We start from the raw sequence: 24186 nt of genomic DNA, 5'->3' as shown, positions 1-24186 counted from the left end.
GATGCCCCAGCTGCCGTACTGGATCGGCTCGCCCTTCTTCGCGAGCGCAATCAGGCCCTTGATGTCATTGGCGGCAAAGTCCTTGGTGGCTACCACGATGATCGAAGACGTCCCGACGCGGCCAATCGTCGTAAAATCATTGATCGAATCGTAGGGCAGCTTCGGATAGATCGCCGGCGCCAGCACATGCGTGGTCATGCCGCCGACGGTGATGGTGTAGCCGTCATTCGGCGACGTCGCGACCATCTGCGTGCCGAGCGTGCCGGCAGCGCCCGTATGGTTCTCGATATAGATGCTCTGCCCGAGTGTCTTGCCCATCCTGTCGGCGAGCAGCCGGCCGACCACGTCGCCGCCCCCGCCGGCCGCATAGGGCAACAGCATCTTGATCTTGTGCGTGGGGTAGGCGGCGGGGTCTTCGGCGTGGGCGGACGGTGCCGCAATCAGCAGTGACGATGTGACGATGAGAAGCGTCGTGATGGTTTGCCGCGCGGGCAAAGGGCGAGCGAGGCGTGCCATGGCATTGTTCCCCCATTTGCTCTCCGCTTATCGAGCGGAGTTGAATGCCAGCCGCTCGTGCAGATCGTTGGCTGCGTCGTGGCTGCCGATCGTCGAACGATCGTTCGTACGGTTGACTAGCGAACGATCGTTCGTTAGTCAAGCCGTCATGGCTGTCCATACCTCCAGCGCGGCGGAAGCGGCCGCGCCCACGACGCGCGAGCGCATCCTCACCGAAGCGCTCAATTTGTTCGCGCAGAGCGGCTATGGTGGCGCCTCGATGCGCGAGCTGGCGCGCCGCGTCGGCATCCGTGAGAGCAGCCTCTACAATCATTTCTCCGGCAAGGCCGCGATCCTCGAGGCGATCGTCAGCGAGCACGGCCCCGCAAGTTCGGCGAGCCGGCTGGAGGAGCCGCGCTACAAGCAGCTCGCGCGCCAGCCCGCCGCGTTCTGCCGGCAGTTCGCGCTCGACCTCGTCGAGCAATGGTCCGACCCGCGCGAGCACCAGTTCCAGAAGGTCATCACCGCCGAGCGCAACCGCGTGCCCGGCATCCGTGCCAAGTTCGCCGACCATTTCTATGCGCGCGAGCAGAGCATGATGACGGACTATTTCCGCGGCTTCGCGCTCTCCGGCCTGATCTCGACCACCGATCCGCGCGAGACCGCGCGGCTGTTCGCCGCCGGCCTCATCTACATCCGCCTCGAGCATTACGTGATGGGCGCAGTGCCCTCGCCGCGGCCGAAGGTGATCGAGGCGATCGACCGCTATCTCGCCTTCTTCCTGTCGCTGATCGCGGCGGACGGTGGCAACGACGACAACAAGAAACGCAAAGCAAAGGGAGAGACGCGTGGCAAGGCTGCCCCTGATTGATCCGGAGACGACGAGCGGGGACATCCGCGCCTCGTTCGACCGCATGCCGGTCAAGCTCAACATCTTCCGCATGATGGCCCATGCCGAGGCCAACATGATTCCGGCGATGCGCCTCGGCAATTCGATCCTGCACAAGCAGAAGCTCTCTTCCGTCAACCGCGAGCTGCTGATCCTGCAAGCCGCCCAGCTGGAGGGCGGCGCCTATGAATGGCGCCAGCACGTGCCGATCGCGCTCGGCGTCGGCTGCACGCAAGGACAGGTCGATGCGGTCGAGTGCGGCGACTACGATGCCGCCGCGCTCGGCGAGGCGGAGCGCGCGCTGCTGAAATTCGGCCGCGAGGTGGTCGAGAATGTCCGCGTGGCGGAGGCGACCTTCGCGGCTGCCCGCGCGCATTTCAGCAACCAGGAGATCGTCGAATCCATCGTCGTACTCGGCTTCTACATGATGATGGCACGCCTCACCGAGGCGACCGAGACCGATCTCGATCCCGCCGCCGGCATGAAGGTCTATGAGGGCGGCAAGAAGCAGGGCGGATGAGATGACGGACCCAGAGACCAGGCCGGAGCGCTACGTCCGTCCGCCCAGCGCGGAATCATTGGGCGAAGCGCCGGGCAGGGGGCGCCTGAAAGGACGCCGCATCCTGATCGTCGGGGGCGGCCAGCGCGTGTTCGACGCCGCCACCGACCCGATCGGCAATGGTCGCGCCATGAGCATTTTATGCGCACGCGAGGACGCGAAGGTCGCGGTCGCCGACCTCAACTGCAGCTCCGCCGAACAGACGGTGAAGCGCATCACCGACGAGGGCGGCGAAGGTTTTGCGATCGCCGCCGACGTCACGCGCGAGGCCGACGTCGTCCGCATGATCGACGAAGCGCACCGCGCCATGGGTGGCCTCGACGGCATGGTGCTGAACATCGGCACCTTCGGCAAGGTCGGCCTCGATAACGTCAGCCCCGAAGAGTGGAACAGGATCTACGACGTCAACGTCCGCGGCCCCATGCTGTGCTGCCGCGCCGCAATGCCGAGATTCGACAATGGCGGCGCCATCGTCTTCATCTCCTCGATCGCGGCGCTGAAAGCCGGATCGCAGATGGCGGTCTATGATTCATCGAAAGCCGCGCTCGGCGGCCTGATGCGCAACATCGCCCACCTCGGATCGCGTCGCGGCATCCGCGCCAACCTCGTTTATCCCGGCCTCGTCGACACCCCCAACGGCCGCGAAGCCGGCGCCGGCCGCCCCAACCGCGGCAAGGGCCACATCCCGTTCGGCCGCCAGGCCACGGCCTGGGAGATTGCTTATGCCGTGCTGTTCTTCCTGTCGGACGAGAGCGTCTATGTCACCGCGCAGACGCTAGCGGTGGATAGCGGGTTGAGCGGGATGTAGGTGTGCTCATCGCCCGTGCGATCGTGCGCGACAGATGAGATGGTCGATCGAGAGGTTTCCCGGCCCGTAAGCCATGATGCCGAGCGCCATGGCCGCCCAGGTGAGATGGATCGGCCAGCCGTCGGGCACCGTGAGCTCGACGATCACGGTCATGAACAACAGTCCGAGCCCCGCAAATCGTGTGCCGAGACCCAGTACCAGCAGGATCGGGAACAGGATCTCGCCCGAGCCCGACAGGAAGGCCATCACCGTGGGGGCCGGAAAATGGAAAGGCCCGCCCGGCAGATGCAGCATGAACTCGTCGCTGAACAGCGTCACGGCGGTATCGTTGAGCCGCAGAAAGCCGCCCCATTTGAGCATGCCCGAGCGCCAGAACGGCACGGCGAGCGCGACGCGCAGCACGAGCTGGACCAGCAACGGCGCGGCAAGCGTCTGCACCAGTTGATTGGCCCTGTCGACGAGCAGGCCGAGAGGTGGAAGGCTGCTGCTTGCGGGCATGCGCTGGTCCGTAATCATGCTGGATCTCCAAAGGCAATCGAGGTGAACGCGCCAGCTGCGATCAGGCCGGCGATGTTCGCGGCGATGTCGAACTCGGCTGACGCGTCGAACGCCGCCATTGCTGACACGCCGAGCGGCTCGCCGGACATCAGGCTGGCCGCAAAGACGGCGCCGCCGGGCGGAAGGTGGCGCACCACGACCTCGAATTCGGCCCGGGTGATCAGGGCGTCTTCGGGCGTTGACGCGTCGATGCGTGCCGCGGGCGCGCTGTCGCGGTTGGCGGCGAAGATCGTCACGGCCGCATATTGCGAGCGTACGATCCGTGCCGCCGGATGCGGCGTCAGGACGAGATCGCCAAGCCGTTCCAGCGCGATGGCGGACAGACGCGCCGGCGGCAGCGGCAACGCGTCGGCGGCATGATAGGCATCGAGCCAGGCGCGCTCGATGCGGGCGACATCGGCCAGCCAGGGCATGTCTTTCGCATGCGCGTAATTCGCGACGAAGTCCGGGAAGTCGCGGCCGTAGTCGAACAGCAGCGGCGAGATCGGCAGGGTATTGCGGACGTGGAAGCGCGCCATGGCGCGGAAGAAATCGGTGCCGGTAATGCGCTGCACCGCCGGATAGATCGCGGCCAACGCATCGATCAGACTAACCGTGACGTTGTTGCGGTAGACATCATAGCGTCGGCCTGCCGGCTTGCCGTTTCGGCCGGTCACGTCCGTCGGCGCGTCACGCGCGGGATCGAGCAGCGGCGGCGCGAAGGCCGCGGCAAATCCGAGGTCAGCTTCAGGCCGCACGGCGATCATCCGTTTCTGTGACCGTCCGGCAGCGATCGAGGATCGCCTGCGCGGCGGCGGCCTCGGCCCGCAGGACCGGCCATTCCGGGATCTTGCTGTCCCATTCGATCAGCGTCGGCACGGGGCCGCGCCGCGCGACGATGATCTCGTACAGCTTCCACACGGCATCCGCGACCGGGCCGTCATGGCTGTCGATGAGGAGGAGATTGCCGTCATCGTCGGCCTGCTCCGCGTGGCCGGCGAGATGAATCTCCTCGACGTGAGCCAGCGGGAAATCGCCGAGGTAGTCGAGCGCGGAATATCCGTGATTGGTCGCGGACACGAATACGTTGTTGACGTCGAGCAGCAGGCCGCAGCCGGTGCGCGCGGTGATGGCGCGAAGGAAATCGGTCTCGTTCATCGTGGACTGGCGGAAGGTGACGTAGGTCGACGGGTTCTCCAGCAGCAGCGGTCGGCGGATCGCCTCCTGCACCTCGTCGATGTGATCGCAGACGCAGGCCAGCGTCGCCTCGGTATAGGGCAACGGCAGAAGATCGTTGAAGAAGCTGGTCTCATGCGTCGACCACGCCAGATGTTCGGAGACCAGCGCCGGCTGATAGCGCGCGACAAGGCTGCGGAAGCGCGCGAGATGGGTCTTGTCGAGCGGCTGCGGCCCGCCGATCGACATGCAGACGCCGTGCAGAGACAGCGGATGATCGCGGCGGACGGCTTCCAGCGCGCGATGCGGCGCTCCGCCGGCGCCCATGTAGTTCTCGGCATGCACCTCGAAGAAGCCGGCTTGCGGGGCGGCTTCGAGAATCGCCGCAAGGTGCTCGGGCTTGAAGCTGGCCCCGGCGATACCGCCGATCGGAAGTGAAAAGCGGAGCGGCACGGTGGCGGGCTTGGTGGCCGTGATCATTGTGCGTCTCCGCTTCCTTGGGTGTTGCGTGATGGATTGGCCGGGCCGCGTCAGACCGGCTTCAGCGAGCCCTTCTTGCCGCCGGGCAGGTCGATGCTGGTGCAGGTGCCGCCCTGGACGAATTTCCAGGCATTGCCCTGGAAGTCGACGGTCGAGGTGCCCTGGCAGGTCGTGCCCGGTCCTGCGGCGCAATCGTTCTGGCCCTTCAGCGCAACGCCGAAACACTTTTCCTTCTTGGCGGCGATGGCGGCATCGGCCTCGGCCTTGGTCAGCGGGGCGGCGGCGGCGAGGGTCGCGAGCGCGGTTGACATGGCGCCGGCGAGAGCGAGTGTGGTGACGACGTGCTTGGCAGACATCGAATTTCTCCTTTTTCAGATGCATCGCCTGGCAGGCGAAGGCGCATGGTCTCGTTCGCCTCGCGCGCAGCCGGCGTTACCGCGGGGATGCTCACGAGTCCGTGAGACCGATGGGTCGGGGCGCCCGGTTGGTGCGCTTGGGCCGGGATTAACGGGCAAGCGCCGGCGCAAATCCAATGCCTTGGCTCTATCGAGACATTAGCCGGCGGGCATTGGCGGGGATGAGCCGCGCCTGCCAGACGTAACGAATGGCGGCCGGCGCCGTAGAGCGATGTCAGATGATGCGCAGGTCCACCAAGCGAGAACGGTGATGAATGTTGATCCCGGACGGAGGCTTCGGGCGGTTGCAAGGCTGACAGTCAGCATCCGCCTCGCGGTGTCCGCGCTGGTCCTGGCTGCGATCCTGTTGACCGCCGCCCTTTCCAGCCTGTTGTGGTGGCGCACGGCGGAGGCGACCAGCCGGCAACTCGCTTCCACCATCAACGATCAGATCGTCGCGGCGGTGCGCAAGGAGGTTTCGGCGATCGTCGACGAGGCGCGCGCCGCGCATACCGGGATCCGCACCCTGTTCCTCCAGAATGTGCTCGATACCCGCGAGGCCGATAAGCGCGAGTTCGTTTTCTTGTCGCAGCTGCAGTCGCAGGCGACGATCTCCTGGGTCGCCTTTGGCTGGCCCGATGGCTCGTTCTTTGCCGCGCACAAGCTCGGCGATCGCCGGCTGGAAATGATGGAGATCTCGCTGACCGACCATCCAGGCCAGCGCCGCGTCGATGAATACGACGTCGTGCCCGGCGACATCGAATTCGCGAACCGCCGCTTCGAGCCGACCGAGTTCCGCGTGGCCGATCAGGCCTGGTTCAAGGCCGGGCTCACCGCGGACGACCCGCAATGGTTCAGGGTGATGGACCATCCGACCGGCGAGCGGCCGTCGATCGCCTTTGCGGGCCCGATCGACGTCTATCAGGAGCGGCAAGGCGTTCTCGCCGTCGTCATCGAATATACGAGGCTCGCGCGCTTCCTGTCGCAGCTGGAGGTCGGGCGTACGGGAACCGCCTTCATCGTCGACGATAGCGGTGTGCTCGTCGCAGCGCCGGACAAGGAGGCTGACGAACTGCATCCTGCGCGTAGCGACATCACGCTGCTGCCGCTGGCGCGCGCAGCGCTCGAACAGGCGGGCGACGCCGGCCGCAAGGAGGCCTGGCGGAGCCGCTTGACATCACGCGGCGCGGCCTACGAGGTTGCGCTGACGCCGCTGCCGTTTCCCGGCTGGTCGCTCGCAACCGTGATCCCGGAGGCCGAATTTCTTGGGCCTGTCGAGACGACGCTTCACCGTCTGATCCTGGGCCTTGCCGTCGGCGCCGTGCTCGCGGCGCTGGCGTCGGCGGTGCTGGCGCGTTCCGTCATTGCCGCGCCGCTGTCGCGCGTCGTCGGCGAGCTTCGCCATGTCGAGGCGTTCGCGCTGGAGCAGGTGCGCCGCCATCCGTCGCGGCTCAAGGAAATTGCGAGCCTGTCGGGCGCCATCGCCGAGATGGCGTCCGGCCTGTCCGCCTTCCGCAAGTTCATCCCCGCCGATCTCGTTCGCGGTTTGCTGCGCCAGGGCGTCGAGGCAAGGCCCGGCGGCAGCATCCAGGAGCTCACTGTGATGTTCATCGACGTCGCCGGCTTTACCGGATTGTCAGAGCGACTGGGCGACCGCGTGGTGCCGCTGCTGTCACGCTATCTCGACCTCACCTCGGAAATCATCGTTGCCAATGGCGGCACCATCGACAAATTCATTGGCGATGCCGTCATGGCATTCTGGGGCGCGCCGCAACCGCAAGCGGATCACGCCCTGCGCTGCTGTCGCGCTGCGCTGGCCTGCCGCAGGGCGATGGACGAGTCCGGCCTCGTCGACGATCTAGGCCAGCCGCTCCAGATCCGCATTGGCATCAATTCGGATCGCATGCTGGTCGGCAATATCGGCTCGGAACTGCGACTGAATTATACCGTGATCGGTGATGCCGTGAACGTCGCCAGCCGGCTCGAAGGCGCCAACAAGGCCTATGGAACGCGCATCCTGATCGGCGAGGCCACCGAACGCCTGGCGCGCGGCGCCGTCCTCACGCGTGAGATCGAGAGCATCGCGGTTTACGGACGCGAGGAGGGGCTCTCCGTGCACGAGCTGATCGGAATCGGAGATGAAGGCGTGACCGAAGCCGGCTGGATCGCAGATTACGAGCACGGTCTTGCCAATTATCGGGCGCGCCGGTTTGCCGCCGCGCTCGCCGAGTTCGAGGCCGTACTGAGGCAACGTGCGCACGATCGTCCCGCCGAGCTGATGCGTGACCGATGCCGGCAATTTATTGCGGCCGCCCCCGATGACGCCTGGCGCCCGGTCGCGGCCCTGACGTCGAAATGACGCGCTAAGCGGGCATTTGCCGGCCGCGCATTCTGCGTCAATTCGGCGTGAAGGACCGCGTGGTCACACCTTGCCAGGGCGGGCATCCGGCGCGATAATGAGGAATATTAAAGCCTTGAGTTGAGGCCGAGCCGGCAATCCGGCGTTTGAATTTCATCAGAGCCATTTTGTTGCCCGGAGCGGTCATGCGCCTGACGGTCGACGAAAAGCAATACGAGGTGGATGTCGAAGGCGACATGCCTCTGTTGTGGCTGCTGCGCGACGAGCTCGGGATCACCGGACCGAAATATGGCTGCGGGATCGCCGTGTGCGGCGCCTGCACGGTGCATGTTGACGGCCGGCCGGTGCGGTCGTGCTCGCTCAGGACCGGCGACATCGATGACGGCGCCGAAATCATCACTATCACGGGGCTTGGAACACCGCAGGCGTTGCATGCGGTGCAGGCGGCGTGGATCGAGCATCAGGTCGCGCAATGCGGCTATTGCCAGCCCGGCCAGATCATGGCCGCCGCGGCGCTGCTCGATGCCTGGGTGAACGCCAAGCCGCCGCGCTCGAAGGACGAGCTCGACGATCAGATCAATCACGTGATGTCGGCCAATCTTTGCCGCTGCGGCACCTATGTTCGCATTCGAGCCGCCATCAAGAGCGCAGCGATGAGGCTGCAAGGGCAAAAGTCGTGAGCCGCCTCGGTACAATTTCGCGCCGCGCCGCGCTCGGAGTTGCGGCTGTCGCGGCTGGCGGCCTCGTGTTCGGCTACTACTATACCGAGCCGTTCCGTGTGAACCGGCGCCTCAAGAACGGCATCAAGGCGGGCGAGCACATGCTGACGCCCTATGTGCGGATCGACCGCGACGGCGTCACCCTCATCACGCCGCGCGCCGATCTCGGCCAGGGCGCGTACTCCCTCCAGGCGGCGCTCCTCGCCGAGGAGCTCGATATCGCCTGGAGCGACATCAAATACGATCCGGGTGCGCCGAGCGCGGTCTATGCCAACACCAGGGTCGGCAGGGAGGGCGTGCCGCTCTCGGTGATCGGCCGGTTCGACCCTCTGGCGGGAATCATTGGCCAGGGGATGGGCAAGGTCCTGGGCTTTCAATGGACCGGTGGTTCCTCGACCGTGGCCGATACGTGCCACAGGCTGCGTGTTGCCGGCGCGACCGCGCGCGAGGTGCTGCTGCGCGCAGCCGAGAAACAGACAGGTGTTGCGAGAGACAGGCTTTTGACACGGGACGGCGCCGTGGTCCTGCCGGACGGACGCACGCTCAGCTACGCTTCGCTGGCCGAGGCAGCGGCGAGCATCGAGCTGCCGTCCGGCATCCAGCCGAAAGACCCGAAGGATTGGCGATATCTCGGCAGGTCGATGCCGCGGCTCGACATGGTGGCCAAGTGCACCGGCACGGCGACGTTCGGTATCGATATCCGGCTTCCAGGCATGGTCTACGCTACGGTCCGCACCAATCCGCGGCTCGGCGGCGGTGTGCGGAGCTATGACTCGTCCGCGGCCGCACAGGCGAAAGGCGTCCTCAAGATCGTGCCGCTCAAGGGCGGCGTCGGCGTCATCGCCGACAACACCTGGCGCGCATTCAAGGCCGCCGGGCAGATCAAGTTCTCCTGGGGCGAGGCGCCCTATCCGGCGAGCAGCAAGGCCATGTTTGCGGCAGCGGAGGCTTGCTTCACTCCGGAGCACCGCCTGTTCGTTTGCAGGGACGACGGCGACGTCGATAGCGCGATCACCGCGGCAAACGAGATCAAGGCCGAATACAGCGTGCCTTATTTGGCCCACGCACCGCTCGAGCCGATGAATGCCGTCGTGCAGCTCAAGGACGATCACCTCGACATCTGGACGGGGACGCAGATCCCGGCCTTCCTGGTGAAGGCGGCACGGGAGATGACCGGGCTGCCGGAAGACAACATCCACGTTCACGCGCAGCTTTGCGGCGGCAGTTTTGGCCGCCGCCTGGAGGACGATTATGTGCGTCAGGCCGTCGAGCTCGCGATGGCCTATCGGGACCGGCCGATCAAGATGACATGGACGCGCGAGGAGGACATGACGCATGACCTCCCGCGTCCGCTCGCGGTCGCGCGCATGCGCGGGGCCGTGAAGGGCCGCGAGGTCGACGCCTTTGATCTCGCCATCGCCGCGCCATCCGTCAGTGCGTCGCAATTCGGCCGCCTGAACCTGCCGTTCGTCCTTCCGGACCCTGTGATCGTGGCAGGCGCGTGGGATCAGCCGTTCGCGATCCCGAATTACCGTGTGAGAGGATATCGCGTGCCCGAGCTGGTGCCGGTCAGCTCGTGGCGCTCGGTCGGCGCGTCCGGCAACGCATTCTTGCACGAGAGCTTCCTGGACGAGTTGATCCATGCCGCCGGCGCGGACCCGCTCGAGGAGCGGCTGCGGCTGTCCGCGAAGAATCCAAAATATGCACCGGCGCATGACGTGCTCGAGGCCGTCGGCAAGATGTCGAACTGGGGCAGCGGTCCCGGGCCGGGCCGCGCGCGTGGCCTCGCCTTCACGCTGTCTTTCGGCGTGCCGGTCGCCGAAGTGGTCGAGATCTCGACCCGGCAGGACGAGGCCACCGGCAGAAGCATCATCAAGATCGAACGCGTCTGCGTTGCAGCCGAAGTCGGCAAGGTGCTCGACCCCGATAATTTGAAGAGCCAGGTCGAAGGTGCCGTGATCTGGGCGCTCGGACACGCGATGAACGCCGAGCTGACCTACGAGGATGGCAAGGCCGTCCAGACGAACTACCACCAATACGAAGGCATGCGGATGCATCAGGCGCCGACGATCGAGGTCCGGACGCTGGAGACCGGGCTCGAGCACATCCGCGGCATCGGCGAGCCGGCCGTTCCGCCGGCCGCGCCCGCGCTCGCCAACGCCATCTTCGCCGCGACCGGGATACGCGCCCGCAAATTGCCGCTGATCAAGACCGAGGGCATCCAGTTCATCTGAGGGCATCGTCACATGATCCGCCTTGCGCTGCTCATCCTGCTGATCGTGTGTCCTGGGCGGGCTGGTGCCCAGGATCAGGCCGCCCCCCAGGATCGAGCACGCGGCCTCGAACTCTGGAGCAGGATTCACCAGGTCTTCTCGCATCCGCGCTGCGCCAATTGTCATGTCGGCACCGACCGCGTGCCAATGTGGTCCGGCCCGGAATATGGCAGCACGCCGCGGCCCCACGGCATGAACATCAGTGCCAAGGGCGGCGATAACGGCAGCAACTATCTCGCCTGCACGACGTGTCACACCACGCATAACTTGGATACGCCGCACGGTCCGCCCGGAGCATTGGACTGGGAGCTTCCGGGGCCCGAGAGACAATGGTTCGGCAAGTCCAGCGCCGAGGTTTGCAAGCAATTCCGGGATCCGAAGCTCCGCAACATCGAATCGATTGACGCGGTCGTCCGCCATATCAAGACAGATGCAAGAGTCGCGTGGGGATGGGAGCCCGGGCCGGAGAGGAAGAAGCCTCCCTATTCCGTGAACGAACTGGCGGGCTTCATCAGGCAATGGGACAAGGCCGGAGCTCCTTGCCCGGCCGAATAGCAGAGCTGCGGGCCGCTCGTTAAACCGGTTGGCAAAGCCGCGTCGTTACGCACATGATGCGCCGACGATATCGGCCCACTGCGTTTCCCGGACGGCTCCCCGACATGAAGACCACGCTGCTGAAACCAGAAGACTACACCCGCTCGCCCTGGAAGAACGGCGGCGGCGTCTTCACCGATATTGCGGGCGCCTATCGCGCAGACAGCCCGGTGAAGGACTGGAACAGCCTGCTCTGGCGGTTTGCTTCCACGCCGATCGTGGCGCCCGGCCCGTTCTCCCACATGCCCGGCATTGACCGCCTGCAGATGGTCGTTGGCGGGCGCGGACTGGTGCTGAAATCGCCGACGCAGGAATTCGACGAGCGTGAACCATTTACGACGGTGCGCTTCGCCGGCGAGATCGAGATCGTCACCGCGCTCGAGGCGGGCCCCGTCGAGGTCGTGAACCTGATGGCACGGCGCGGAGCTGCGGAGATCGCGCTTGCGGCGCTCAGGGAACCGGGTGAGCGGCCATTGCTTGCAGGCACGCATCTGCTCTACGCGGCGCGCGGCGACTGCCGCATCCGTCTCGACGGGGATGATTTTGCGATTTCGCACGAATGCACGCTGAAGGTCGAGCTGACCGCGGCGTCCAGTCTGGCCCTCGTCTCAGGCCTGGCGGTCCTAGCGTCGATTCGGCTCGCCGGCTAGGCTGCAACCGGCCTTCGGAATGCGCACAATCCGTGCAACAGGCTAGGTTGACGCCGCGGCGCCGGCGCACGATATCTGCTCGATGCAGACCGCCGCGAAGGGGCCGGATATGACCATGCCAGACAAAAATCCCCCCACGCTGTCCGACGGCGTCGTCCGCTGGCTGACCAATGGCACACGCGACGAGCGCTTCATCGACAACATCTTCGCCGAGATGTGCAACCGTTTGCAGCAGGCCGGCATCCCGCTGAAGCGATCGACGCTTCACATCCTGATCAATCACCCGCAATGGCTCGGCGCCCGCTTCATGTGGTCCGACGGCATGCGCGGGGCGGAGATTGCATTGGTCGACTACGACGTTCGCGAGCGGTCCGAATATATCGGCAGCCCCGCCAATGAGATGCAGAACGGCGCGAGCGAGCTGCGGGAGAACCTTGAACGCGACCCCGCGCTTGGCCGCAAGCACGCGCTCTACGACGAGATGCGCGCGAAGGGCCTGACCGATTATGTGGCCTGGCCGCTCTATCACACCCTCGGCAAGCGCCATCTCATCACCTTCGCCACCGACCGGCCCGGTGGTTTCGATGATGCGCATATCGCCGCGCTGAAGAACCTGCTGCCGGTGCTGGCGCTTGTCAGCGAGATCCGCGTCAAGAACCGTCTGGCGCGGACCCTGCTGGAGACCTATGTCGGCGCCCATGCCGGCGAGCTGATTCTGGCCGGCGCCACCCGGCGCGGCACCGGCACCACCGTGCGTGCCGCGATCATGATCTGCGACCTGCGTGATTTCACGAAAATCTCCGACAACTGGCCGCGCGACGACGTCATCGATCTTCTCAACGATTATTTCGACGCGATGTCGGAACCCATCGCCAGGCATGGCGGCGAGATCCTGAAATTCATCGGCGACGGCCTGCTCGCCATCTTCCCGCTGAGCCAGCCTGACGCCTGCGCCAACCTGCTGCATGCCGTGAGCGAGGCGAGGGGAGCCATGGCCGCGCTGAACGAGCGCAACAAGAACAGCGGCCGCGCGCCGCTGAACTACGGCATCGGCGTCCATGTCGGCGACGTCATGTACGGCAATATCGGCTCCGCCAGCCGGCTCGACTTCACCGTGATCGGCCCTGCCGTCAACATGGCCTCGCGCCTCGAAGCGCTCACCAAGCAGATCGGGCGAACCGTGCTGCTGTCGCGCGATTTCGCCGAGCAGGTCCAGCCGAAATTCGAGCTGGAGCGGGTCGGCAAATACGAGGTGCGCGGCTTCAGCGATCCGATCGAGCTGTTCGCGTATCCTGGCTGACCCGCGCGAAACCGGCGCGGTCCTCGTCACTTCTTTTCATGTCATCTTTCGGGCGGCACCGGCGTGGATGCCTGCGCCCGCGATCACGGCTGCCGCCGCGCGCGTCGTGCGGACGGGCAATTGAGGGCACCTTGTTGAAAGAGATCGCCGCGCGAGACTCGTAAGGTGAGTGCGTTGGCGGCCCTTACGGCGAGTGCCGCCCGCGACATCGGGAACCGAGACTATTCCCGGTGCAACAGAAGAGGTGATTGGCAATCTCAGGTGCGACAACAAGAGGAGGCTTCGATGCCAACCTGCTCCGAGAATCTTCATGGTCGAACCGGGCGATGCGCAATCTGCGACGGCAGATTCGGTCTCGTTCGCTACTACGCGTGGCGCAGGCCTCTTTGCTCCAAGAAGTGCGTCGAACGTTTCGCGACGCGCCGCCAGGATGACAGCGAGTGGGTGGGCCGTTTTCCGATCGCCTTCGATACGCTTTCCGAGAACCGCGTGAGGATCCCATGACGCTCCAGATGTCACGACGAGGCAAGGCCTACATGGAAACGGCGCAGAGCCTGCTCCGCGCAGCCCGTAGCATGACCGACGATGCGGTTGCGACGCGGCTGAAGATTTTGGCCGACGACTATCAGCGGCGGGCCGAAAAGGCCTCGAGCGCCGATGCAGCAAGGTCCGTGGCGCACCCGGCTGTCAGCGCCGATTACGACTGGTCGAAGGAGCTGACGTGAGATGATCCGGATCATTGCCGTGCTCTGTCGCCTTTCCTCGCCGACCGACTGTCACGAACAGGTCGTCACGACCTCGGACTTCGCCCAAGTGACGATGCAGTCCTGCCTGATGGGCGCGCCGCAGCTTGCCGAATGGATGGCGCAGCACCCGGCCGAGCGCCTGGCTGCATGGCGCTGCACGATCGGCAAGCAGGGCGACGGCAGGGGAGCTTAGGATGCGGAGAACGGAGTAGCGAGCCGGGAAGCACCGTTGCCAACGCAGGAATGTCCGACTACCTTTTTGGCCGAGGTCCGCCCAAACGTTTCTGCGATCGGCCGCGCGTACATGCCAAAATTCCTTCGCATCGGTGTTCATCAGTCGAATGTCTCCGGTTACACGTCGAAGGCGTGGTGCGTCAGGCGCGCCGGCTCGACGATCTTCCTGAAGTGGGGCGCCGTCGAGGTCCAGGGCACTGGTGCCCAGCGCAAGGTCTACTGGACTCGGGTGCCGCAGGAGAAGACGATCCGCTGCCGCACGGCGCAGCGCGCGAAGGACTATGCCAAGGCCGCCATCGCGCGGCGACGCAACCACCGTTATGAGCCGCTGACCGGGTCCATCGCGAACCGGCGTCCATCGGTCGCACGCAGCGCCGAACTCAAGCAGGCCCTCGCCACCATCCTGATCGTCGACATCGTCGGCTCCACCGCAAAGGCCGCCAAGCTCGGCGATGCGCGCTGGACCAAGGTGATGGGCCATTATTACGCCGCCGTGCGCAAGGAGCTGAAGAGTTCGCGCGGCAAGGAGGTCGTGACGACGGGCGACGGCGTGCTCGCGACCTTCAAGGCGCCGGCCGCCGGCATCATTTGCGCGACCGCGATCCAGAAGGCTATGCTCACGCTGGGTCTCGAGATCCGAGTCGGCCTGCACGCCGGCGAGTACACGATCAGCGGCGGCGAAATGGTCGGCCTCGCCTTCCACATCTGCACCCGCATCGCCGCCAAGGCGCGCGCCGGCGAAGTCCTGGTCTCGAGCGCGGTGAAGGAGCTGATGAAGACGCAAGCTGCGATCGGCCTGACAGATCATGGCATGCACCGGCTCAAGGGCGTACCGGAGCGCTGGAGATTGTATCGGGTGGAGCGGTGAGGGCGTGGCGCTTGGCCAGGCATTTAATGCGCACTCTCATCTCGTCCGCCTCCCACACGGCAATCATCGCCTTGACCGCACTCGTCTCTGCGGCCTTTGCGCAAGCCGCCGGCGGCCGGGGCAGCCTCGTCGATGCGCGCGCGATCGTCGCCGCCGAGCTTGCGGGAGAGAAGGCGCTTGGTCCGTGCCGGATCGACGGCGAGGCATGGATGACCTATCCGGTTCCGGCCGACCTCGCGCGCAAATATCTGGGTCGGCGCACCGGCGCTTCTCCCGCGCCGCCGCCGGCCTCGCCGCGCGCGACGATCGACCCCCGCGGCGCGCGCCCCGAGATATTCTGCAGCAATGCGGAACATCGCGGGCGGCGGGACGCGGCGATCACTGCATTGGGCCCGGGCGAGCGAACCACACAGATCAGCCTTGGCTACACGTTTCCCGCCTTCGACGCGGCAGGGCGGACCGCGATCGTCATCGTCGAGCACGATGTCGGCACATGGCGCCGCGAGGACGACGGCTCCCGCGTGCGGACATCGGGAGAAATGTTCGGTGCCGCGCATGTCTACAAGAAGCGCGGTAGGCGCTGGACGCTCGTGGCGGACGATGAGGTCTATTCGGGACTCTACTGACGTCCCCGATGAGCTCAACCGCTGCCCGGGTGAATGCAGGCGCCAAGAGCGGCTGCGCGGGAATGGTACCGGCAACGGGATTCGCGACGGCCGGAGCCGATAAGCCCGGAGGTGCCCGCGAGAAGTCGGGCTGGCCGAGCTCTAAGGGTTCGTCGGCCTGCGGTCCCATCGATGCAGGCGCCGTCAGATTGGCCAGGCGGAAAATGTCGATGACATGCATCCGGTTGGCCTCGAGCAGCTGTGACATGGTTTTGAGCCAACCGACGCCGGGGACTCCCTCGCCGCCCCGCACACTGTTCACGCCGTCTCCACCGCTCGAGCTCTGGGTGACGTAAAGAGTGCCATCATCGGTTTGCATGGTCTGCGCGATATGGTCGATCTCGAAGACCCGCCTAATACACGCAGGAGCGATCTGCAATCGCCTCGTTCGACTGATCGCCTGCTGCGGTTGGTCGCAGCGGGAGGCTTTGGCAACGAAAATCACGCGGCTCGTAGCGCGCCGCGTGATTTCTCTTCGAGATACTCTGTCAGCATCTGGTGCTCTTGATCAATCCGCCTCTGGAATCGCTCGCGCTCCAGGTCAGACTTCCCGGAATCTCGCAGCCAGCGATAATGGTCGATGACCTTCTCGTATCCCCTGATTACGAAAGCGTCGAGCTCAAACATGGCGACCCTCTTGGGGTGCCGCTGCCGGGAGCTGTGTTGATGGCGGGGTAAACGGAAACGTCTCTTCTGAAAGAGACGCCATGGTGGCCTGCTCCTCCTTCAGACGTCGCTCGATATAGCTGCGTTCAAGGTCGGTGAGCTCAGTTGCGAGTAACCTGCGGTAGCGATGGATGTTGTTGCGGTGAGCGCGCAGGCGGGCCAGATTCTGGTCTATCATCATCATCTCCCGACGGTCGTCGTGCGTTTCCTTTGCCAATTTGGGGAAGCCCCAGGCGAGAAAATTGGGAGCCTGCCCGACCCAGGTCAAGACCCGGCGCGCCGGTCAACGAACGCTTAACCGTCCCGCCGCCAAGACCTCAAAAAATCTTCAGATCCCCCCTTGAACTTTTTTCCGTTTTGACGATTTTTTTGATCGCCGCAGAAGACGCGGCCGGGGCGCCACTCGGGCCCCGGGAATCAAGGCGGGCGCCGGAAGGTGTCCGGTGCCAGCTCGTACCCAACTTGCTCTCTGGAGGATTTGGCTATGAGGTATGATTGGACTCCCCTGTGGAGGTCGACCATTGGCTTCGACCGCCTGTTTGACGTTCTCGACGAGGTCCAGCGGACCGCCGACGAGACCTACCCCCCTTACAATATCGAACGGGTTGACGAAAACCGCTTCCAGATCTCGGTGGCGCTCGCCGGATTTTCGTCTTACGAGGTGGCGCTGACGGTTGAGCAGAACGTCCTGACGCTGGAAGGCCGCAAGGGCGAAAAGGATGAGAAGACCTTCTTGCATCGCGGCATCTCGACACGTTCGTTCAAGCGACAGTTCACCCTGGCCGACCACGTCGAGGTCAAGGGCGCGCGCTTCGAGAACGGGTTGCTGCTCATCGAGTTGCAGCGCGAGATTCCGGAGGCCATGAAGCCGCGGCGCATTGCCATCACCGGCGCAGGCCCGGGCAAGGTCAGCCAGATCGAGGCCAAGGCCGCTTGACCGACAAGCGGCTTGGACCGATCGCGGTCGCGCGGGGTGTTCCCGCGCGGCTTTCGGTTAGTGCGTCTTATGATGGGAGGTTAGCCATGCGGACGACGCCCGCACACGACAACGTCTTCGATTTTAATGCTCTTCTTCACCCCGGCACGGTGTTCTCGCATCCGCGCGACGTCGTGGCCGATCCGAAATTGAGTCTGGCCGAGAAGCGCGCGATCCTCGCATCATGGGCCTCCGATGCCTCCGCGATCGCGTCCTGTCCTGCGCTACGCGCACCCGAGGGGCTAAAGGCGCCAGTTCACATCGATGAGATTCTGGACGCGCTCCAGGCCCTGGACGGTGGCGATCCGCGCAACCCGCCCGGCGGAAAGCCGATGCGCCTGCGCTCGGTCGAGCGTCGCGCGGCGGCTTGAGGGAGCGAGCCCTCGGAATCGTGCACTTGGCCATAATGCCGCATCGCGGTCTGCGCGATGGTCCATGAGCGTTTGATTCCATGACCGACATCGCACGGTTGAGTCGAGGGGCCTTCTACTGGGTTCTCGTGCGCTCGAGCACGAAAGATCCCGAGTGGCAGCCGGCCCGCTTCGCCGGCGTCGCTGGCCACAGCCTCGCTGCGAGGTGGGACTTCATCGGCTTCAACCGGGATGTCGGCCACCACTTTGTCGAAGTTGTCGAGATCGGCCCCGAGCTCGCCAAAGGCCCATGAAATCCAGCCCGGCGCCGGCCGCGTCGCCGACAGATTTCTGATCAAGACCGGACCCCGCCCCGCAGCCGGGCTCCCCACCACCAAGGAGAACGGAACGCACAGCACCAAGGAGTCTCTGATGAGCGCACGCATGCAATCACGATCGCGCAACATCGGGGCGGATGTTCGCCCTCAGCCTTCTGACGATCGCCTGGGTAAGCTTTGCAACGATCGGCGGATGAGAGGCCAAAAATTTCCGGTGCGCCCTTGAAACCACGCCTGTTTTTCCTAGTTTCTGTTTTACCGCAAGCGGCGGTGCCGGATGCCAATTCGGGTCCGGCGGACTGAACTGGGCGCCGGACCGGTGTCCTGCGCTCCTTCGTATCCAACTTGCTCTTAGGAGGACTTGGCTATGAGGACCTTCGACTATACCCCCCTGTGGCGGTCGACCATCGGGTTCGATCGCATCTTTGATCTTCTCGACGAAAGTCAGCGGACCGTCGAGGAGTACTATCCGCCCTATAACATCGAACGGCTTGGCGAAGATCATTACCAGATCTCGCTTGCGCTCGCAGGCTTCACCTCGGACGAGATCAGCGTCACGGCCGAGCAGAACGTACTGGCCGTCGAGGGCCGCAAGGGCGATGAGCCACAACGCGATTACCTCTATCGCGGCATCCCGGCCAAACCGTTCAAGCGCCAGTTCAACCTTGCGGACTACGTTCAGGTGAAGAATGCGTCGTTTGACAACGGGCTGCTGCGGATTGAGCTCGTCCGCGAACTTCCCGAGGCGATGAGGCCGCGTCGCATTCCGATCGGCGGCAGTGCCGAGTACCTCACCGGCAAGCAGGCGGCCTGACGCCGTCGCTTTCCTCAGAAACAATGGAGCAGGGGCGCGGGGTCCTGGCATCCATGCGCCTGCAGAAAGGAGATTAACATGGCAATTCGTGATCTGATTCCCTGGAACAAGAACCAGCTCTCGACGACGGGCGACGTCTACGATCCGTTCGTCACCTTCCACCGCGAGATGAATCGGCTGTTCGACGATGTCTTCCGCGGGTTCGGTAGCTTCGGCAACCTAGGCAGGCCGATGATGGAAGGCCAGTTCGGTTGGCCGCGCATCGAGCTCAACGAAACCGACAAGGCTGTCACTGTTTCCGCCGAACTTCCAGGCCTGAGCGAAAACGACGTTCAGGTGGAGATTGCCAACGGCGTCCTGTCGATCCGCGGCGAGAAAAAGTCCGAACACGATAACGGCGGCAGGTACAGCGAGCGCTACTATGGCGCGTTCGAACGCCGTATTCCGCTCGACGGTGTCCAGGAAGACAGGGCCGAAGCCAACTTCCGCAATGGCGTGCTGACTGTCAGCCTGCCGAAGACCGAACAGGCGAGCCAGAACGTCAAGCGTATCACCATTAACACCAACTGACTCATGAAGGCGGCGTCGTCGTCGCCGCCTTCATTTATCGTGTCGAGGAGAAAGGAGCTGCGAGACAAGCGCCGGCCCGGCAGTGCGAGTGCCGCCGCACGGCATGGCCGCCGCGCCGAAGACAATAGAGGTGACGACCATGTTTCATCGCGAACCCGGTCCTTCAATGACGAGCATTGCAGCGCTGCTGACGCAAAAGCAGCACCTCCTCAGCCGCCTCGAAGAACATTGAGGCCCTAATGAGCGCGACGAAGCCGAGCGCCTCCTCGGCAGGATAGATTCCGAACTGAACGCAGTGGATAGCCCGGATGTGGCCCAGGGCGAGTATCCCCTTGATCGCGCCGGGAGCAGGAGAAGCACGTGCGCAAGCCTGGCGCCAGCGCAGCTAACAATCCGGGGCCCGGATTCCCTATTTCCGTGGAACTGTTGCAGCCCTGTCCCTTCTGCGGCAGCTCGGAGGTTTGGATAAGCGGCAACCTCGAGCCGAAGTTTGTGGCGTGCCGGACATGTTGGGCGTTCGGCCCCAGCGCATCGACCGTTACACGGGCGGCCGAGCGCTGGAACGACCGCGCCTCGCCCCCTGAAACGAAGACGGTTGCGGCGACTTCCAAATAATCCAGTTGCCTGAAGTGTCGGCAATCTGCGGCTCCAGCAGTCTGCGGCTCCATGTGCAAAGGCGTCGCCGATCGGCACGCTCAAGTGCGCGCTCCGATGCAGGGTTGGTTTCGCCGGTGGCCGACTCCATCGATCGATGAGCGGCAGCCGAAGGGCACTGTCACCGTGTCCGGCATCGAGCAGCGGCTTAGCTTCGGAGCCTCGTCACGGGTCGGGATGCTGATGCGGTCATCGCTTGCTTTCGAACCGGGAGCGGTTCGACACCGCCAAAAACGGCCCGTTTCGTGATTTGGTAAGGCTCGGTTGCGGGCCACTCGCGGGTGCGCTTAGAGCGACGATTGCGGACTGGGAATTCGGCACCGCAAAAAAATAACACCAGGTTAAGTTCGTATAATAGATGGATAATTGTACCAGGTCAGCAACGCGCTATCGTCCCGCAAGTCGGGCGTCCGCATCCGCGTTTTCCCGAAGTGGCAACGAACCGCTCATGGACCGCGGCCGATGACGATGCCAATCGTGGATTGAGGCGGCCCCGAGCTGCCGAAAGAAAACAATAACCAAGGGGAGGGAACCGATGCCGGTCGCGCGAAGGAATTTTTGGGCAATACTGCTGGTGGCTGCGACTTGCCAGGTCACATCGGCGTCCGCCGAGCCGATGGCTTGTGACGACGGCATCAAGGCTGCCTTTCATCCCGACGAGATCACGACCGTGATCGCGGTCCGCCAAGTCAAGCAGGGTGAGGAGCTGTTGGCTCCTGATGCGCCGAAGCCGATCACGGCGGCAGCCGATCTTTGCCTCGTGAAGCTGCTGGTCGGTCCCGGCGTTACGGCTGAGAAAGACAAGACCGCGCGCTCTTATTCAGAAGGTATCGGCATCGAGGTCTGGCTGCCAACGCAGGCCAACTGGAACGAGCGCATCCGCAACTATGGCGGTGGCGGCTGGGTCGGCGGCGGCCATCGCTACGCCGACAAGATCGGCAGCAAGGTGCCGGCGATCGTCAATGCCAATATCGGCTATGCCTCGGGGACGACCGATGCCGGTCAGCCCTGGTATCAGGACGGCTCGTTCGCCTTCCTCTCCGACGGCGAGGTCAACGTTGAGGGCCTCCGGGACTTCGCGGTGCGTGGGATGGTCGAGCAGGCGGTCAAGACCAGAGCGTTGGTCAATCTCTACTATGGCAAAGCGCCGCAATTCGTCTATTACGACGGACACTCGCAGGGCGGCCGCCAGGGCCTGAAGATCGTGCAGGAGTATCCCGAGCTCTATGACGGCTACATGATCGCGCAGCCTGCGCTGAGCATCGCGAAATTCGGCACCACCAGCCTTTATCCGCAGATCGTGATGAAGACGGAACTCGGCTTCACTGCAATCAACAAGCCGGAGGCCGCCGCTTTCGCCGCCAAGGTCGAGGCCGCCAACAAGCGTGCCGTTGCGACCTGCGACAAGGCCGGCCTCGGCTTCCTGCTTGATCCCTTCGCCTGCGACTACAATCCCGCCCGTGACGCGGTGCTGCTCTGTGCGGGCGAAGCGGGCGACGGCGTCACCGGCAGCAATGCCGACACGGCGGCCTGCATGAGCGCGAAGGAAGCGGATGCGCTCAACAGGATCTGGTACGGCGGGACCCGCGATGGCAGCGTCGATCCGGCTCAGACGGCGGAAGCCCGTAGCGGTAAGGCGCTCGGTGCGAAGCAGCTGTGGTGGACTTTCACCAGGGGCACGTCGATCTCGATGCAGATCACCAGCGCGTCGACCGACAATTTTGCGCTCGGCATGCAGGACGTCAGCTACGCCGCCGATGCCAGCGCGACGTCAGGCATTCCGATCGCCAACACCTCGACCGCCAGGCGCAACCGCTGGCTCGAGCTCGACTATGCCGGTTTCGCTGCCGGCGTCGACAAGAACGTCGCCCTGCAGCCCACGCTGTTCAGCAATCTGATCACCGACAAGGCGGATCTCTCCAAGCTGCGCGATCTCGGCCGTAAGGTGATCGTGTGGAGCGGACTTGCGGATGATGCGATCCCGCCGGCCGGCAACGTCAACTATCACGAACGCGTGCTTGCTGCGATGGGCGGCGATGCCGAGGTCTCAAAATTCATGCGGATGTATCTGGTGCCGGGGGTCGCGCATTCCTCGCAGGGCCGCTCATACACCGTGACCGGCAAGAACGACGCCGTGCCGCTGCCGAAGCTGCCGGGCAACGCCAACCAAACGCCGACGCGCGACAAGGACCAGTTCTTCTCCGCATTGACCGATTGGGTCGAGAAGGGAGTGGCGCCGGGCGAGATCACGTTGTCCTCGCGCGATGGCAGTGTAAGCTATCCGGTCTGCGTCTATCCCCGGCGGACGACGTGGGATGGCCACGGCCCGGCGACGCAGCCTTCGAGCTTCAGCTGCCGTTAATTTGGCGCACATAAATTCGCAGCGAACCGGTGCTCGGGCAAGCCTTGCGAGATGCCGTGAATGGCGAAGAGATGGCCGGCTTCATGTTCTCTACTCAGTTGGCCATCGTCGAGAAACTTCCGCGCGCTCGTCACGAACAGAGTGTTTAAGCGGCTGCCGCCGAAGCATACGCAGGTCGGGTTCGTCGCGGGCAGAGGAATGACAGTGTCGATTTGGCCATCCGGCCGATAGCGGACGATCCGGCTGCCCGAGAAAAATGCCGTCCAAAGGCCGCCATCGACATCGACGCAGGCGCCGTCAGGGCGCTCGCTGGTTGCGGTGTGATCCGCGAAGAGCCTCCTGTTGCCGATCACGCCGTCGTCGAGATCGAAATCAAAACACCAGGTGCAATAGCGCCTTGTGTCGGTGAAATACAGGATGCGGTTGTCCGGCGAGAACGCAATGCCGTTGGTCACGATGACGTCTCCGAACATCGGTGTCACCGTGCCGTCGCCGTCGACGCGATAGAGCGAGCCGTTAGCGCGATGCAGTTCGTTGTCCATGGTGCCGATCCACAGGCGGCCGCGCGCGTCGACGCGGCCGTCATTGAGCCGGTTGTCGAGGCCCTGCTCGACGTCGCAAAATCGGCGCAGCGGGCCGCTTTCGCAATCGCGGATACCCAGGCTCAGATCCTGCGCGAGCATGTGCGCGCCGTCCGAGGTCAGGGCCTGGCTGCCGAGAAACCGGCAGTCGTGGCGGGATGAGGTGCAAAGACCCGTCGCCGGATCGAACGATCGATGCAGCTGCCGGTCGATATCGATCCACCAGAGCCTTGCCGACCGCTCGCACCACAGTGGCGTCTGGCCGAGCACGTCCGCGGCAGCGACCGCGACCTCCACCTTCTGAGACCGGACGGTGCTGGTCATCCGGTGCCCGTTCAGCGTAGCGCGCTGTTGGCGAGCGCGTGCGCGACGCAATTGTTGACGTGCGCGGAGAGCACGAGCGTCGCCGTGTCGGCGTCGCGCTTCAGCGCGCATTCGAGCAGCGCCTTGTGCTGCGCGGCCGGCTCGGCGCCGCGATAGTGGAAGGCCACCATCTGGTAACGGAAATACCTGTCGAAGACGAGGCTGTGCGTCTCCATGAGCAGGCGCGATCCGCAATTCGAGATCAGCGCCTGGTGGAATTCGCCGTCATAGCGCTTCCACTGCTCCGGCTCGCCGATGCCGGTGTCCATCAGCCGCTCCGTCGAAGCGAGCTTGTGATGCGCCGAGACGATGCGCCCCTCCCACTCGACGTCGGCATTGGCGAAGGAGATCGCCATCGCGTGCGACTCCAGCAGCAGCCGGAGGCCCGCGAGCTCTCGCAGATTGTCGGCGGAGACGGCGGCGACCTCGAAGCCGCGTTTGCCCTCCGCCGCGACGAAGCCCTCGGCGGCGAGGCGGTTCAGAATCTCGCGCAACGTGCTGACGCTTACGCCATAGGTTTCGCGCAGCGCCTCGAGCCGGAGCTTATGGCCAGGTGCCAGCCGACCGAAAATGATGTCCGTCCGGATCCGGCGGTAGCCGTCCTCGCCGATGGCTGATTCTTCCTTGTCGATCAAAGACATCGTGTCGACCTTGCTGGGCGGGCCCCGCCGGGGCCCTCGCCATCGAGGTCATATGATACAAAAATCGTATGATAAAATCCAACTCCTATTTTGACTCTCGAATTCTCATATGCTTCCTATTGAC

General features: G+C 64.5%; 29 protein-coding genes. 20 read left to right on the top strand and 9 right to left on the bottom strand.

Annotated elements, in window-relative coordinates; translation table 11 throughout:
* A partial coding sequence (locus A5906_RS45760; RefSeq protein ID WP_249776137.1) for a Bug family tripartite tricarboxylate transporter substrate binding protein occupies positions 1-516 on the bottom strand: 516 nt, incomplete at its 3' end.
* 148 nt (positions 517-664) lie between these two features.
* Between A5906_RS45760 and A5906_RS38060 the strand changes: the two genes are divergently transcribed.
* From A5906_RS38060 to A5906_RS38050, 3 genes are read left to right on the top strand one after another with little or no spacing between them, the layout of a single operon-like run.
* The gene (locus A5906_RS38060) at positions 665-1366 is read left to right on the top strand and encodes a TetR/AcrR family transcriptional regulator (RefSeq protein ID WP_080140231.1); all 702 of its coding nucleotides are present in this window, start codon (positions 665-667) and stop codon (positions 1364-1366) included.
* Positions 1344-1904 carry a carboxymuconolactone decarboxylase family protein gene (locus A5906_RS38055; RefSeq protein WP_080140230.1) on the top strand — a complete coding sequence of 187 codons (561 nt, stop codon included), beginning with the start codon at positions 1344-1346 and terminating at the stop codon, positions 1902-1904. The genes A5906_RS38060 and A5906_RS38055 overlap by 23 nt, the downstream gene beginning before the upstream one ends.
* A gap of 1 nt (position 1905) precedes the next feature.
* A complete protein-coding gene (locus A5906_RS38050; protein ID WP_080140229.1) occupies positions 1906-2751 on the top strand; it encodes an SDR family NAD(P)-dependent oxidoreductase in 846 nt (281 codons plus the stop codon).
* A 6-nt stretch (positions 2752-2757) separates the two neighbouring features.
* Here A5906_RS38050 and A5906_RS38045 read toward each other — a convergent pair whose 3' ends face one another.
* From A5906_RS38045 to A5906_RS38030, 4 genes are read right to left on the bottom strand one after another with little or no spacing between them, the layout of a single operon-like run.
* A complete protein-coding gene (locus A5906_RS38045; RefSeq protein ID WP_080140228.1) occupies positions 2758-3267 on the bottom strand; it encodes a DoxX family protein in 510 nt (169 codons plus the stop codon).
* Positions 3264-4046 carry an HvfC/BufC N-terminal domain-containing protein gene (locus tag A5906_RS38040; protein ID WP_080140294.1) on the bottom strand — a complete coding sequence of 261 codons (783 nt, stop codon included), beginning with the start codon at positions 4044-4046 and terminating at the stop codon, positions 3264-3266. The genes A5906_RS38045 and A5906_RS38040 overlap by 4 nt, the downstream gene beginning before the upstream one ends.
* Entirely contained in the window at positions 4036-4944 is a 909-nt protein-coding gene (bufB, locus tag A5906_RS38035) for an MNIO family bufferin maturase (RefSeq protein WP_080140227.1), read from the bottom strand. The genes A5906_RS38040 and bufB overlap by 11 nt, the downstream gene beginning before the upstream one ends.
* Before the next feature lie 50 nt (positions 4945-4994).
* Positions 4995-5300, bottom strand: a complete 306-nt coding sequence (locus A5906_RS38030; protein ID WP_080140226.1) for a BufA1 family periplasmic bufferin-type metallophore — start codon at positions 5298-5300, stop codon at positions 4995-4997.
* Between the two features lie 310 nt (positions 5301-5610).
* Between A5906_RS38030 and A5906_RS38025 the strand changes: the two genes are divergently transcribed.
* The 10 genes from A5906_RS38025 (at position 5611) to A5906_RS37975 (ending at position 15708) form a co-directional block, all read left to right on the top strand.
* Positions 5611-7698, top strand: a complete 2088-nt coding sequence (locus A5906_RS38025; RefSeq protein ID WP_080140225.1) for an adenylate/guanylate cyclase domain-containing protein — start codon at positions 5611-5613, stop codon at positions 7696-7698.
* A gap of 185 nt (positions 7699-7883) precedes the next feature.
* Positions 7884-8378, top strand: coding sequence for a (2Fe-2S)-binding protein (locus A5906_RS38020; RefSeq protein WP_080140224.1), 495 nt, complete (start codon positions 7884-7886; stop codon positions 8376-8378).
* Complete coding sequence (locus A5906_RS38015; RefSeq protein WP_080140223.1) at positions 8375-10651, top strand: xanthine dehydrogenase family protein molybdopterin-binding subunit; 2277 nt, start codon at positions 8375-8377, stop codon at positions 10649-10651. Before A5906_RS38020 ends, A5906_RS38015 begins: the two co-directional genes overlap by 4 nt.
* Before the next feature lie 12 nt (positions 10652-10663).
* Complete coding sequence (locus tag A5906_RS38010) at positions 10664-11245, top strand: hypothetical protein (protein WP_080140222.1); 582 nt, start codon at positions 10664-10666, stop codon at positions 11243-11245.
* Positions 11246-11349: 104 nt separating this feature from the next.
* Positions 11350-11934, top strand: a complete 585-nt coding sequence (locus A5906_RS38005; RefSeq protein WP_080140221.1) for a HutD/Ves family protein — start codon at positions 11350-11352, stop codon at positions 11932-11934.
* Between the two features lie 109 nt (positions 11935-12043).
* On the top strand, positions 12044-13234 hold the full coding sequence (locus A5906_RS38000) for an adenylate/guanylate cyclase domain-containing protein (RefSeq protein WP_080140293.1): 1191 nt from the start codon (positions 12044-12046) through the stop codon (positions 13232-13234).
* Between the two features lie 500 nt (positions 13235-13734).
* Entirely contained in the window at positions 13735-13959 is a 225-nt protein-coding gene (locus A5906_RS37990; protein ID WP_245327127.1) for a hypothetical protein, read from the top strand.
* Between the two features lies 1 nt (position 13960).
* Positions 13961-14173 (top strand): hypothetical protein, encoded by a 213-nt coding sequence (locus A5906_RS37985; RefSeq protein WP_080140219.1) that lies wholly within the window; start codon positions 13961-13963, stop codon positions 14171-14173.
* A gap of 111 nt (positions 14174-14284) precedes the next feature.
* Positions 14285-15082, top strand: coding sequence for an adenylate/guanylate cyclase domain-containing protein (locus tag A5906_RS37980; protein WP_080140291.1), 798 nt, complete (start codon positions 14285-14287; stop codon positions 15080-15082).
* Between the two features lie 26 nt (positions 15083-15108).
* Positions 15109-15708: a hypothetical protein gene (locus A5906_RS37975; protein ID WP_080140218.1), complete on the top strand. Its 600-nt coding sequence runs from the start codon at positions 15109-15111 to the stop codon at positions 15706-15708.
* A gap of 480 nt (positions 15709-16188) precedes the next feature.
* Here the strand turns inward: A5906_RS37975 and A5906_RS37970 are convergent, their stop codons facing one another.
* A complete protein-coding gene (locus A5906_RS37970; protein WP_080140217.1) occupies positions 16189-16374 on the bottom strand; it encodes a hypothetical protein in 186 nt (61 codons plus the stop codon).
* Complete coding sequence (locus A5906_RS37965) at positions 16367-16681, bottom strand: hypothetical protein (protein ID WP_347337643.1); 315 nt, start codon at positions 16679-16681, stop codon at positions 16367-16369. The genes A5906_RS37970 and A5906_RS37965 overlap by 8 nt, the downstream gene beginning before the upstream one ends.
* A 216-nt stretch (positions 16682-16897) precedes the next feature.
* On the opposite strand from A5906_RS37965, the gene A5906_RS37960 reads away from it, so the two are divergent.
* From A5906_RS37960 to A5906_RS37930, 7 genes are all read left to right on the top strand, one after another.
* Complete coding sequence (locus A5906_RS37960) at positions 16898-17350, top strand: Hsp20 family protein (protein ID WP_080140216.1); 453 nt, start codon at positions 16898-16900, stop codon at positions 17348-17350.
* A gap of 86 nt (positions 17351-17436) precedes the next feature.
* A complete protein-coding gene (locus tag A5906_RS37955) occupies positions 17437-17760 on the top strand; it encodes a hypothetical protein (RefSeq protein ID WP_080140215.1) in 324 nt (107 codons plus the stop codon).
* A gap of 80 nt (positions 17761-17840) precedes the next feature.
* Entirely contained in the window at positions 17841-18053 is a 213-nt protein-coding gene (locus A5906_RS37950; protein WP_080140214.1) for a hypothetical protein, read from the top strand.
* Positions 18054-18444: 391 nt separating this feature from the next.
* A complete protein-coding gene (locus tag A5906_RS37945) occupies positions 18445-18891 on the top strand; it encodes an Hsp20 family protein (protein ID WP_080140213.1) in 447 nt (148 codons plus the stop codon).
* 78 nt (positions 18892-18969) lie between these two features.
* A complete protein-coding gene (locus A5906_RS37940; RefSeq protein ID WP_167523752.1) occupies positions 18970-19461 on the top strand; it encodes an Hsp20/alpha crystallin family protein in 492 nt (163 codons plus the stop codon).
* Between the two features lie 360 nt (positions 19462-19821).
* Entirely contained in the window at positions 19822-20076 is a 255-nt protein-coding gene (locus A5906_RS46560; RefSeq protein ID WP_080140212.1) for a Lar family restriction alleviation protein, read from the top strand.
* A 613-nt stretch (positions 20077-20689) separates the two neighbouring features.
* On the top strand, positions 20690-22477 hold the full coding sequence (locus A5906_RS37930) for a tannase/feruloyl esterase family alpha/beta hydrolase (protein ID WP_161495486.1): 1788 nt from the start codon (positions 20690-20692) through the stop codon (positions 22475-22477).
* Here the strand turns inward: A5906_RS37930 and A5906_RS37925 are convergent.
* Both A5906_RS37925 and A5906_RS37920 read right to left on the bottom strand, forming a co-directional pair.
* A complete protein-coding gene (locus A5906_RS37925; protein WP_080140210.1) occupies positions 22474-23382 on the bottom strand; it encodes an SMP-30/gluconolactonase/LRE family protein in 909 nt (302 codons plus the stop codon). The genes A5906_RS37930 and A5906_RS37925 overlap by 4 nt on opposite strands.
* A gap of 11 nt (positions 23383-23393) precedes the next feature.
* Positions 23394-24062, bottom strand: a complete 669-nt coding sequence (locus A5906_RS37920; RefSeq protein ID WP_080140209.1) for a GntR family transcriptional regulator — start codon at positions 24060-24062, stop codon at positions 23394-23396.
* Positions 24063-24186 lie beyond the last annotated feature (124 nt).

Source organism: Bradyrhizobium sacchari (assembly GCF_002068095.1).
Taxonomy (GTDB): Bacteria; Pseudomonadota; Alphaproteobacteria; order Rhizobiales; family Xanthobacteraceae; genus Bradyrhizobium; species Bradyrhizobium sacchari.
Note: the sequence above shows the minus strand (reverse complement) of the source record. Positions and strands in the feature narration are given on the sequence as shown.